Raw genomic sequence first — 12,075 nt, 5'->3', positions numbered from 1 at the left:
AAAACTACGTCAGACTTAAACTGAACCGCCGTATACCGAACGGTACGTACGGTGGTGTGAGAGGTCGGAGGCTAGGCGCCTCCTCCTACTCGATTATTCTCTATCATATTGCTTGAAAAGTATATGATCTTTATTTTAGGCTGTTTTCGTAAATATTGTTGCTATTACATAATGGATCAAAAAAACTTGCAATAGAAATTTGCGAGTTTTCTTTATTATATAAGGATCTGCTTATTCCGCTAAACCAGCTAATAGCTTGTCAATATTTTTCTCTTAAACAATAAATTTTATATGCTATACTGTTTGTTGGCATACCAAATAACCCTCCAGATATCTTATGGAAGGTTTTTCTTAATGTCGTTAAAAGCTCTTTTTAAGCTATATCTAGGAAATGTTATTTCCTCTTTAGTAAAACATAAATCCAGTGAAGAAGCTTATTTATACAAGCGACAATTGCAACATTCGAAGGCTTTCCTTCTACTCGTTTCTTGTCGTAGAACTCTTTGAACTTTTTATTTCTTGAACTTCTTATTCCACATAAAACAGCTAGATATAAGCTGTGCCTTAGTCTGCTGGAACCTCGTTTAGTTATACGATTCGTCGTCGCTGTAAATTTCCCAGAGGAATGCACACTGGGATCAATTCCAGCGTAGGCCACTAGTTTCTTACGGTGATTAAACCGATCAATCTCACTCACCGATTTCGGAAATAATCGTGGCAGCGATTTTTTCTCCGATTCCAGGGATGGTTTGGATAATCTTATATTCTTCTATACCATTTGCCAGGGATACCATTTGGCTCTCCAATTCCGAAAGGTGTCCTTGGTAATGAAATAGGATGTCTATATACATATGAAGATTGATGAGATGACTTTGATACATCACCCTTTGAAAAGGATTTTGAGAAGCTGAATGGTTCAATTTCCTTGCTTTTTCTCTTGCCCAGAGAATAGAACGAGTTGGACAATAACCTTTTATTCGTTCTGCCAGTTCCTCCTCTTCAGTCTCTAGAATCTTCTCCGAAGTTGGATATTCTCTTAATATCGATAAAGACACTTTCGAAAAAAGATCTCCAAATACCTTTCGGTATTCAGGAAAAGTCTGATCTAAAATCGTATGAAATTGCAGTTTTGCTTCCACATACATATTCGTCATAATCTCCTGTTGTCTAGATAGATTACGAAGGTTCAACAACTGGATTCCCCTCAATTTATAAGGTTTAAAGTCCTCTTTGTAATAAAGGACACATAACTGATAAGCATCAAATGCATCTGTTTTTACCTTTCTTAAACTGGATTTCTTTGCTTGATGAGAAATGATTGGATTCAACAAAATATAAAGTAAATCGTTTTCTTCTAAGCATTGAATAATGGGAGTATGATAATGCCCCGTTGCTTCCATTATTACCACTGGCATCTGGCCTGCAATTGATTTAATTTCCCCTAAGAAACTTACAAACCTATCTAATTCTTCACGAGTATGCTTAATTGAAAAATTCTTTCCATAGGGCTTTCCTTTATCTAAAAAAGCCTGAATTTCACTTTCTCCTTTAGCTATATCTATACCCACCACTGGGTTCATTCTTTCTCCTCCTCTTGCGTATTCACCAGTAACCCCTATTTCCTCCAAGTAGTATTATAGCTTCGCTTGTTATACGAGATCTAAGTCCCAACCAGCCTCAAACATATTTCTACAAGTAGGGGGCGAACAGTTTAGCTGACGAGATCTAAGTCCCACACACCCGTACGTTCTACCCTAGCTACTGAAATAATAGGTCCTATAAAAAAAGAGCAACCAGTAAAAACTGGTTAACTCTATAATACGAAATCACCCGTTAGTATAAGTAGATCTCTTCACACACTATTAATATACTTTATTGTAGAAAGGATTTTATGTAACTGATTGCTCGAATATCGGTCAAATGGGCGTAGTGACCACCATTTAGTTCTTTAATGATAATATTAGATTTTCTAATTCGATTAACTTGACGATGTATTTTATTTTGAAGTTTTAGAGGTTTGTTATAACGATTCCCATAAAGGACGAGGCAGGGCACTTTAACCTGACTTAGCATTCTTGGCATATTGCAACGATATAGTGCCAAAAGAAGACTAATACCTCTTAATGTAGTTTCTTGCTGATTTTCAATTGCTTTTCTTACAAATTCAGTGTCTACAAGTTCCAAATTTTTGATCAACGTATTAATTTCTTCCTCGGTTTTTTGTTTTGAGATTTTATCTGTATTTTGTTCTTTTTCTTCAACTAGAAATTTTTGTCCCAAAATTCTATGTAAAATACTAATTCCAGGGAGAAAATACCCAACTGACCCAAACATCTGAACAGGAAATCGTTCAATTTTAGCAAAGCCAATATCAAGTAAAATCAGTTTATTTACCTTTTCGGGATAAAAATAGGCAAAGGATAATCCAATACCTCCTCCTAAAGAGTGACCAATTATTGTGATTTTATCTATTTGTTTTTCTTCCAAGTAATCATTTAACCATTTTGCTGCATCACTCATTTTTACTACTCCATCAAGCCCTTCGCTTCTACCGATTCCAGGCAAATCCAACAAATGAATATTGAATTTTTCAACTAATGATTCTGCGATAGGCATTCCAAAATCCCCTGCCCATCCAGTTCCAGGTAAGAAAACTGCTGTTTCATTACCCTTACCCAATACTTCTACAAAATGCTTCACTAACTGCCCCCCTATTTTCGATTTTACCAAATGAAAAAGAACTTTTTAGACATATAGGAAATTGCCGATAACTTATATGCATACAGAGAATCTTATTACACTACCCTGCTTTCGTTAGTTGAACAAAATTATTTTTATTATCCTAATTTTAACATAATTCTCCTAACATATTTGCTTATTGGTCGGCTTATTTCAAAATTTTGGCACGCCAAAGAAGCCATTTGAACAGATTTTTTTTATGCTGACCTTAACATCTCAACTGTAGAATGTTTTGAGTTCCGGCAAGAACCTAAGAGTAGCTGTTTTACCCGTTCAGATTTAGCTATAGATTTTGATTGGTTAATATATTTGTACCAGAAAAGATAGTTATCCAAGTACTTGGTGACCACACCTTGAAACCTTTGCATAAATTTCTTGAGTTGAGTGTGATAGGCGTTGACGTGTTGGATATGGTAAATTGACTTCTTGACGTATAATCCCTTTCGAATATTAACTATTTCGTGCTTTAGCCCTTTTTCTGCTGCAAACTTCTTATAATTAGTTGCGTTATCCGAACATAACAAAGCGTTATTATCTATAAATTGACCCAATACACGGTTTATCTCGGTACTTTTAATTCTTCCTGTGCCGGCCATTTCCGTAATTACTTGTCCATTTCGGTCCTGGGCTACAAGCACGCATATCTGTTCATTAGAAATAACCCTTTTTGTAGCTACTCCACCTCGTTTGCGGGCTTTCCGATGGGAAATGTCTTTTTTTCCTTTGTGACTCTCTAAAAAGTAAGTTTCATCACTCTCGACAATTCCCTTTAATGTGCTGTTGCCCAACGACCTAAGAGCATTAAGAATTTTATGCCGCCAATAGAAAGCTGTAGAGATATGAATATTTAATTCAACAGTGATTTTAGGCAATGTATAGCCCTCAACCATCATCTTAAAATATTTCATCCACTTACTTGGATAATGAGTACCAGATAGGGGAGTGTTAGTCATATCATTGAACGTTTTTCCGCAATCTTTACAGAGGTATCGTTGCCTTCCTCGATATTTTCCGTTCCTCTTAACTGAGACACTTCCACAATGTAAACAAGCAAGGCCTTCGTGAAATCGACTTTCACGGATATCTTTAAATATTTTTGCTATGTCTCCTTGATCTGCGGGAAACAATAGAAACTTAATCGCATTATATAACTTAAATTGTTCTGATTTAGATAATTCCGAGAATCCTTGAAATAAACTTTCCCACATTTTTACCGCCTCCTAGAACGCAATTATAGCAAGGTCCTATTATTATCGGTAAAAAAACAACATTCTATGGGAAAACAGCTTTATTTTAAGAAGTGAATGGTATCCACTAATTGCCAAAGGCTACTTTGACTAGTAGGATATACGTAAGTTCGTGGAAGCTAGGAGGATGAGCGAGGATGAAAGACTATATAAAGGATAGTAAGTTTTTAAATGAACATGCGATTGAATTTGGAAATGAAAGGATTGAAGCAATCCTTATTCCGGCTTTAGGCAGTAATCTTCTATCGTTGAAATCCAAGAAAAAAGGAATAGAGTTATTGAGGACCCCCAAGACTTTGGCTGATTACAATAAAGCACCTATTTTATACGGCATGCCAATCCTGTTTCCACCTAATCGTATAGAAGATGGGATATTTACATATAAAGAGACAACTTATACATTTCCGATAAATGAAGGGGAGAAACACAATCACATACACGGTTTTTTACATGATAAACCCTGGAAGGTCCTTAGAAAAGAGGTGAGTGAGGAAGGAATTTTTATCATTACGGAGTTTTTGAGTAGTGATTTTCCTTTCTTATATAAGTACTTCCCTCGGGACTTCAAAGTGAATATGACGTATTCCTTACTAGAAGAGGCATTGGATATCAAAATGGAAATCCACAATCTGGGCCGTGAGTCGTTTCCATGGGGTGCTGGGTATCATACAATCTTCAATTTTCCGCTTGTACCAGAAAGTAATTATTCGGATTGCCAGATTGATTTGCCAGTAAATACACAGTGGGAGTTGAATGAGAGGTCATTGCCGACTGGGAAATTCACTAGGATGGATATGGGTGAAATTCAAAAGAGACTGGTGGGAGAGGGGCGGAAATATGATAATATTTTTAGCCATGACGCGGAAATAAAACCTATAAATGAAGCAATCCTAACCGATTCAAAAGCAGGTATGCAAGTTCGCTACCAAGCAGATCAACATTTTAAATATTGGGTATTATTCAATAAGGCAGGTTTCTTGTGTCCTGAACCATACACATGGTTGACGAATGCCCCCAATTTAGATATACCAACTGAAATAACAGGAGTACAAGAGCTGCAACCGGGTGAAACCATACAATTGAACACAAAACTACTGTTAAAAGAAATATAGAAAAAGACCCTGGCATATTCAAATGCCAGGGCTAGACTGTAGACAAACTCGATGAAAAATGTTTTTGTCAATTAGAACGTTGATTTCCACTTCAGGCACTCGCTTTCCGCGGGCGGTCGGGGTGCACTTCACGCCTGCGGTGTCTTCCCTAGACGAACATTTCCCGCAGGAGTCTCGTACCTTCCGTTCCAATCAACTTTGCGTTATCATTAAGTAAACTTATGCCAGGGCCTTTTGTTGTTAAGCTCGCTTACGCATCCACAGTGGGTATAGAACGAAGCCAAGAAGGTATAAATAAATCCCCAACATGAAGGTCCTCATGTCGGCTGTGCCTGTCTTAATGACCCATATGGAGTATATCAATGCCAGGGCGGTAATTATCCCGTCACGAGTCCTGGAACCTTTCAGGATATCGTATGTCTCACCAGTTAAGACTAATTTCAACTGATAAAGAGTGGATACGAGATAGGGAACCAAATAGGCAAGAGTTGCCACGATCATGGAAAATTGATACGCAACTAAGATTGTGCCGGAAATAGTGGAAAACAAGAAAAGTTGAGTCATCAAATTCGTTACCGTCATGGAACGTACCGGTGTTCCATTTTTATTCGCTTTCGCAAAGTATGCTGGGAAAATATCTGATTTCGCTGCCTGATATGGAACTTCCGAAGCGACGACGACCCATCCAATCGTCGAACCTAATAAGCAAATGACAGCAAGCGCCCCCATTAGATATGGACCGCTGGAGCCTGCTACGGATTGTAAAGCATCAACCAGTGGCTTTTGGGATGTTCTCAATTCCTCTTGAGATAAAGCCCCCATCGTTAAGATGGTGATCCCGATATAAATGGCAACAGCGATGAGCAAGCCAATGATGGTTGCTTTTTTTACATCATTTTGTGATTTTGCACGATTGGAAAGCATAACGGCAGCCTCGATACCAATGAAGGCCCATAATGTAGAAATCGCTGCATTATTGATTTGAGAGCCTAAAGAGAACGATGTTCCCGCTTCATTATAAAATTCCGCACCGTCTCCTAGGTTAGAAGAATCGAAGATGAAAATGGTCACGATAATGAAGAATAAGAACCCAATCACTTTTGTGATCGTTGCTACAAGATTTAGCTTGCCTGCGCTATTGAAACTTCTGACTAAAATAAAATGAATGCCCCAAAGTGCCAAACTACAAACTCCAAATGTTAATGCTTTACCGAGTTCGAGGTCGAATGATCCTGCTTTAAAGAGAACTTTCGAACTGTGCATGATGGGGAAAAACGTCGATAAATATCCTGCAAACGATATGATGACTGAAGCTGTGGCGGCCCAGTTTGCAGCCCAATAACCCCAAGCCATGCTGTATCCTGCAAATCTTCCTTTTACAGGAGATTTGAATAAAGACTGTGCATAGCTTTGCGGTCCAGCTTTCAAATCCGGCTTTCTCACAGCCAAGTTACCGAAAACGAGTGCAATTAAAAATACCCCTAATCCTGTGACGATCCACGCCATTGTGGCCCCTAATGGACTTGAAACCTGTGCCAATTGGGCGGGAAGCATGAAGATGCCACCGCCCACCATATTACCAACTACGAATGTGGTCAGGATCAGCAATCCCCATTTATTATTTTTCATATTTATAATCGAACCTTTCTATAGGACAATGATTGTAAAATTCACGAAAAAACTTATTCTAAAATAGTATATCTCAAACGGTTTAGTTTGGTAAAGTGCTAAATACTATAAGGAAGTATACAAATTAGTCAGAAAATTATAAAACCATGTTGACAAATGATAAAAGCTGAATTATATTTGTAATACCAAGTTTGTAGGTAAGGATAATAAAGTTTAAATAAAGAAACGAATCGAGTTATCTACTCTAGATGAGTGAAGAGTTTTTTCATTATTCCATAGAAGAATGAATCAAATCTCAAATTGCCGATTAGTCCACTAAAGGCACCTTACCGTCTGATTTTTAGATAAAAAGGTGCCTTCATCTTTTGTAAAGGAAAGAAGACCACCAGTATAGTTCCTGAAGAAATATTTAAGGCATCATTTTTGTACGATCTTCCTAGTATGGGTTTTCTTCATTAACATTATTTCACGGAGGCTAATATGGAAAACAAAGAGGAGTTAAAAATCAAACATATCATTTCGAGCTTGGAAGAACTGCAATATGGATCGGTTATCATAACGGTCCATGATGGGGAAATCACTCAGGTGGACACCACCGAAAAGAAACGTTTTCCATTAATGAAAGCAAGGTCCATTAAAGCTACATAATCTCTAATCACAACCGCCAAAAGGAGCCTCTTAGGGAAGGCTCTTTTTGGTTTGGGAACATTGAAAAAAGCAATATAGCACATATAGAAGATAGGACCGCTTTTACATGGTAGAATTAGTAAAGCGTTAATTTTTAGAAGGGTAGGGGAAACCATGTCTTTACAAACCATAGAAAACGATATTTTGACTTTAGCAGAATCATTCAATGGACGCATTGCTTATAAAATTGAAAATAGTGATGGCGAATCCATAGCCTATCATGAAGAAGAAACTTTCCAATCAGCAAGTTTGATCAAGATTCCAATGATCATTGAAGGATATCGTCAGAGCGAAGAAAAGAAAATCTATTTGAACCAGCCGGTAACGATTCCTCCTAATGAATTGACGGGTGGTTCAGGTGTTCTGCATGTCCTATCAAATAAGATTTTTTTAACTGTCGAAGATTTATTGTCATTGATGATTACTGTATCTGATAATACGTCCACCAATATGCTGATGACTATGCTTGGACAAGATGAAATTAATCAGTGCATTAAGGATCTTGGCTTAAAACAGACAATTCTTCAACGGAGAATGCAGGATTTCAAGGCATTAAAAGAAGGCCGGGATAATACAATATCAGCAGCAGATACGATTACTTGTCTAAAGGCGATACATACCGGGGACTTCTTAAAGAAAGAAAATCAAGAAAAAATCTTGCGGATAATGGATAATCAGCAATTAAGGGATAAACTTCCTGCCCGAATGGGAAAAGGTGTGAAAGTGGCAAGTAAAACGGGGGGAATCCGCGGTGTTGCTCATGATTGTGCAATCATTCGTTCCGAAGGAAAAACGGTTTACGCTGCAGTACTGACGGAGGAAATGAAAACGGAAGAAGAAAGTCGCCAAGTCATTAGTCAAATAGGTAAATTGATTTATGATGACATGGTGGCAAAAGCGTTAGGTTCCGATGAATAACGTAGGAAATGACCTTGCTTATTGCAGTACTTTCATTTTATTACACATCTAATTTAGACTAAAAAAATAGAGAATGGACCAAAAGAAATGGAGTGGAAAGTTGAAAAAGATAAAAAAGTTCGGTGTATTGGGCGTAGTAGTGTTGCTTGCATATTTTGGAGTCTTACATATAAAGATCATGGAAAGTAGCCATCAGCCGATCCCGGAAGATGCTGGATACCTTATCGTCCTCGGAGCAAGAGTAAAAGGGACCGTGCCATCTTTATCCTTACAATACCGGATCGATAAGGCTGCTGACTATTTAAAAGCGAATGGAAATACGGTAGCGATTGTTTCTGGCGGAAGAGGACCTGGAGAAGATATAACGGAAGCCGAAGCAATGAAACAGGGATTAATCAAACTTGGAATTGCAGAAGCAAGGATCATTTTGGAGGACCAGTCTACCTCAACAAAAGAAAATATTGCTTTCTCAAAAGGATTGATTCCGGATCCATCTTCTGTTGGATTGATTGTTTCCAATGACTTTCATCTCTATCGAGCCGTGAAAATGGCTGAAAACGAAGGCTTGGTAATGACCGGAGTTCCTGCCAAGACACCAAAGATTGCATTGGTAAAGTCGTATATCCGTGAATACCTAGCAATAACGAAATATTATTTGACCCAACTGCTTTGAGTTTTACAATATATATACGAAAAGCCCCCACATGAGAAAGTGGGGCTTTTCAACACTATTCTACTTCCACGACTATATTAGGAACTTCCCAGAATTCACTCTCTTGATAAATTTGTTCGAGAGTTTTATAAATCGGGTATCCGATACAAGAAATCTCCACTTTCTCCTCACCATCAACTTCTTCTATATCTATATCATCAACAAAACCAAGTTGGTCGTCAATTTCCATTAAATAAAAACCCAGGGCTTCATAATCGCTACTGGCAACAATCACCTTACTATCGAATCCCTTATTTGAAACTTTATAATACTTCATTATAGACCTCCTATGTTGTTTAATATGAATGGATGTAAAAGAACTATCGTATACTCTGATATACCCTTTATTAAAAATCCAAATCATATAATTGGAAAAATTATGAAGTTGAGAAAGCGGGTCTTTTTCGTAATAGTAACTGACTATCCTGAATTATATTTTTGGAATATCTGCAGTTTAGTTGCTATTTATATCGTTTCATGATATTCTAATAAAGAATTGTTTTTGGTAATGAAAGAAGGTATTAGTATCTTCTTGAAAATCAAAAATAGTAATACAATGTGTGTTATGCACTAGGAGGCAACAAAAATGGAACAAGGTACAGTTAAATGGTTTAATGCAGAAAAAGGTTTTGGATTTATCGAACGTGAAAACGGAGACGACGTATTCGTACATTTCTCAGCTATCCAAAGCGAAGGTTTCAAATCTTTAGACGAAGGTCAAAAAGTAACTTTTGACGTTGAGCAAGGTGCTCGTGGAGCTCAAGCAGCTAACGTTCAAAAAGCTTAATTTTAAAACTAAATCGTAACCTATATAAAACAGACTCCCCTAGGGAGTCTGTTTTTTGTCGTTATGTTTATACATACAAAAAAATCCCTACTCGGTTGAAGAGTAGGGAAATCACTGCATACAAAAAAGTGAAAGCTTATGCTTTCTTCAGTTCTTCTTCAAAGAAGAATGTCGTTGGATGTTCTTTAACTGTATAAGAATATCTTTTCATGTTTTTCACATATGCCCATTTGCTAATCGTTACTAATTCATCGGTCTCTTGGATTGTTACTGTTTCACCACTATTGAATTTATTGCTTTTCAATTTATGCACCTCTTTACTAATAGTATAACATATTTAACGATGAAAAATGTGTCCAAGATATTCCAAAGAGCCATTAAGTGACGAGAACCACCAAAAATGTTTACTTTATTCAGCTAGCGTAGCCAATAATGAAATTACAGGATTAAGGTGAAAGATTTACTATTATATATACAGGGTATAGGTCTCAATTAGAATATGGGAAAATAAAAAGGATTGACCTAAGGGCGAGGTCAGACTATACTTTTGATAATTATTAATATTGAATAAGCGACGAAAAGAACCCTTATTAAGCCGGTCTCCCTGTTATATAGAGAATCAGTGGTTGGTGGAAACTGATACAAAGATTTAGGTGAATTTCATTCTTGGAGCTTTTTTATACTGCGTAAGCATCAGCCAAAGTAGTGTAAAACGGATTAAACCGTTATTTTAACAAGTGGAAAACAAGAAATTGTTTTCAATTAGGGTGGTACCGCGTGAAGCCACGTCCCTATCGTTACAGATAGAGACGTGGCTTTTTTGTTCTTTATTTTTTATTTTGTAGGGAAACTTATTAAAAATGGATTGGAAGGGTTAGCATGCAATCAACAGAGCAATGGTCATCGAAGATTGGTTTTATTTTATCTGCAGCAGGATCAGCTATCGGGGTCGGTGCCATATGGAAACTTCCATATGTGACTGGGATGAGTGGGGGAGGCGCATTCTTTCTTCTGTTTATTTTATTTTCTTTGTTTATGGGTTTCCCCTTATTATTAGCGGAGTTCATCATTGGTAGAAGTACACAAAAGGAAGCCATCAGTGCTTATCGAAGTTTAGCCCCAAATAGCAATTGGCATTGGATCGGAAGGTTAGGGGTGTTCACCTGTTTTCTTCTATTATCATTCTATAGCGTGATCGGTGGCTGGATCGTTATTTATTTTGCCAAAGGTCTTTTTGGTGGAATAATCAGTGAGGGTGCTGAATATGGTGCTGTCTTTAACGAGACAATTGGTAATCCAATGTTGGCCATTGCCGCGCAATTTATCTTTTTAGCTATTACCGTTCTAGTTGTAGCAAAAGGGATTCAAAATGGAATTGAAAAGGTAAGCAAAATCTTAATGCCTGCTTTATTCCTGTTATTTATCGTGTTAATCATCCGTTCCCTTACACTCGATCATGCGATGGAAGGCGTGAAATTCTTTCTAGCCCCTGATTTCTCAAGCATGAACTCTCAAAGTGTGCTGTTTGCAATGGGACAGGCCTTTTTCTCCTTAAGCGTCGGAGTGTCGGTGATGGTCACATATAGTTCCTACCTGTCAAAGAAAGAAAGCTTGATCCAACCGGCTATTTCCATCGTTGCGATGAATTTATTGATTGCCTTATTAGCTGGACTAGCCATATTCCCGGCCGTCTTTTCCCTAGGGCTGGAACCCGCGGAAGGGCCTGGTTTATTGTTTGTGGTATTGCCTGCTGTTTTTGATCAAATCGTGTTTGGAGAAGTTTTCTTATTAGGCTTCTTGGCATTATTCTTATTTGCGACATTAACTTCGGCTTTTTCCATGTTGGAAATAATCGTAGCGGCCATCGTTAAAGGAAAAGAGGAAATGAGAACAAAATATGCCTATATCATCGGAATCTTAATCTTTGCAGTAGGTATTCCCTCTGCACTATCCTATAGTACTTTTTCCGATATTTTAATCTTCTCGAAGAACTTATTTGATTCAGCCGATTACTTAGTCAGCAATATATTAATGCCACTCGGAGTGCTTCTAATCTCTATCTTCGTTTCATATAAAATCAAGAAAAGTACGTTGAGGGAAGAATTATTACAGCACTCCCGCTTAGGGGCTACTGCCTTTAACATCTGGTTCTTTATCATGAGGTTCGTCATTCCTCTGGTCATCATCATCGTATTTCTTGATGTGACTGGGATACTTGATAGGGTAGTAGGGTTGTTTTAAGAC

At 37.6% G+C, this 12,075-nt stretch carries 11 protein-coding genes, 1 pseudogene and 1 other annotated feature; of the genes and pseudogenes, 6 read left to right on the top strand and 6 right to left on the bottom strand.

Features of this window, described 5'->3' with window-relative positions; all coding sequences use genetic code 11:
* Positions 1–394: 394 nt before the first annotated feature.
* The 3 genes and pseudogenes from ACIQXN_RS16460 to ACIQXN_RS16450 form a co-directional block, all read right to left on the bottom strand.
* Positions 395–1,580, bottom strand: a pseudogene (locus tag ACIQXN_RS16460) (IS110 family RNA-guided transposase).
* 292 nt (positions 1,581–1,872) lie between these two features.
* Entirely contained in the window at positions 1,873–2,700 is an 828-nt protein-coding gene (locus tag ACIQXN_RS16455) for an alpha/beta hydrolase (protein WP_402968836.1), read from the bottom strand.
* Between the two features lie 236 nt (positions 2,701–2,936).
* Positions 2,937–3,947, bottom strand: a complete 1,011-nt coding sequence (locus ACIQXN_RS16450) for an IS1595 family transposase (protein ID WP_402968833.1) — start codon at positions 3,945–3,947, stop codon at positions 2,937–2,939.
* A 176-nt stretch (positions 3,948–4,123) separates the two neighbouring features.
* Between ACIQXN_RS16450 and ACIQXN_RS16445 the strand changes: the two genes are divergently transcribed.
* Positions 4,124–5,098 (top strand): aldose 1-epimerase, encoded by a 975-nt coding sequence (locus ACIQXN_RS16445; protein WP_402968830.1) that lies wholly within the window; start codon positions 4,124–4,126, stop codon positions 5,096–5,098.
* Between the two features lie 240 nt (positions 5,099–5,338).
* Here ACIQXN_RS16445 and ACIQXN_RS16440 read toward each other — a convergent pair whose 3' ends face one another.
* Complete coding sequence (locus ACIQXN_RS16440) at positions 5,339–6,727, bottom strand: amino acid permease (RefSeq protein ID WP_402968827.1); 1,389 nt, start codon at positions 6,725–6,727, stop codon at positions 5,339–5,341.
* A 480-nt stretch (positions 6,728–7,207) separates the two neighbouring features.
* Between ACIQXN_RS16440 and ACIQXN_RS16435 the strand changes: the two genes are divergently transcribed.
* The 3 genes from ACIQXN_RS16435 to ACIQXN_RS16425 all read left to right on the top strand — a co-directional run bounded on the left by ACIQXN_RS16435 (position 7,208) and on the right by ACIQXN_RS16425 (position 9,005).
* Positions 7,208–7,375 carry a YezD family protein gene (locus ACIQXN_RS16435; protein WP_402968824.1) on the top strand — a complete coding sequence of 56 codons (168 nt, stop codon included), beginning with the start codon at positions 7,208–7,210 and terminating at the stop codon, positions 7,373–7,375.
* A 153-nt stretch (positions 7,376–7,528) separates the two neighbouring features.
* The gene (locus ACIQXN_RS16430) at positions 7,529–8,332 is read left to right on the top strand and encodes a serine hydrolase (protein WP_402968821.1); all 804 of its coding nucleotides are present in this window, start codon (positions 7,529–7,531) and stop codon (positions 8,330–8,332) included.
* A gap of 73 nt (positions 8,333–8,405) precedes the next feature.
* Complete coding sequence (locus ACIQXN_RS16425) at positions 8,406–9,005, top strand: YdcF family protein (RefSeq protein ID WP_402968818.1); 600 nt, start codon at positions 8,406–8,408, stop codon at positions 9,003–9,005.
* Positions 9,006–9,060: 55 nt separating this feature from the next.
* Here the strand turns inward: ACIQXN_RS16425 and ACIQXN_RS16420 are convergent, their stop codons facing one another.
* Positions 9,061–9,321: a hypothetical protein gene (locus ACIQXN_RS16420; RefSeq protein WP_402968815.1), complete on the bottom strand. Its 261-nt coding sequence runs from the start codon at positions 9,319–9,321 to the stop codon at positions 9,061–9,063.
* Positions 9,322–9,630: 309 nt separating this feature from the next.
* Between ACIQXN_RS16420 and cspC the strand changes: the two genes are divergently transcribed.
* Positions 9,631–9,831 (top strand): cold shock protein CspC, encoded by a 201-nt coding sequence (gene cspC, locus ACIQXN_RS16415; protein WP_010331195.1) that lies wholly within the window; start codon positions 9,631–9,633, stop codon positions 9,829–9,831.
* Between the two features lie 136 nt (positions 9,832–9,967).
* Here the strand turns inward: cspC and ACIQXN_RS16410 are convergent, their stop codons facing one another.
* Positions 9,968–10,135, bottom strand: coding sequence for a hypothetical protein (locus ACIQXN_RS16410; protein ID WP_402968812.1), 168 nt, complete (start codon positions 10,133–10,135; stop codon positions 9,968–9,970).
* Positions 10,136–10,396: 261 nt separating this feature from the next.
* Positions 10,397–10,627, top strand: a binding site (T-box leader).
* 83 nt (positions 10,628–10,710) lie between these two features.
* On the opposite strand from ACIQXN_RS16410, the gene ACIQXN_RS16405 reads away from it, so the two are divergent.
* Positions 10,711–12,072 (top strand): sodium-dependent transporter, encoded by a 1,362-nt coding sequence (locus ACIQXN_RS16405; RefSeq protein WP_402968809.1) that lies wholly within the window; start codon positions 10,711–10,713, stop codon positions 12,070–12,072.
* Positions 12,073–12,075: the final 3 nt, after the last annotated feature.

Origin of the sequence: Peribacillus sp. NPDC097295 (assembly GCF_044761665.1) — a bacterium.
Taxonomy (GTDB): Bacteria; Bacillota; Bacilli; order Bacillales; family DSM-1321; genus Peribacillus.
This window is presented reverse-complemented; position numbering and strand designations above follow the sequence as displayed.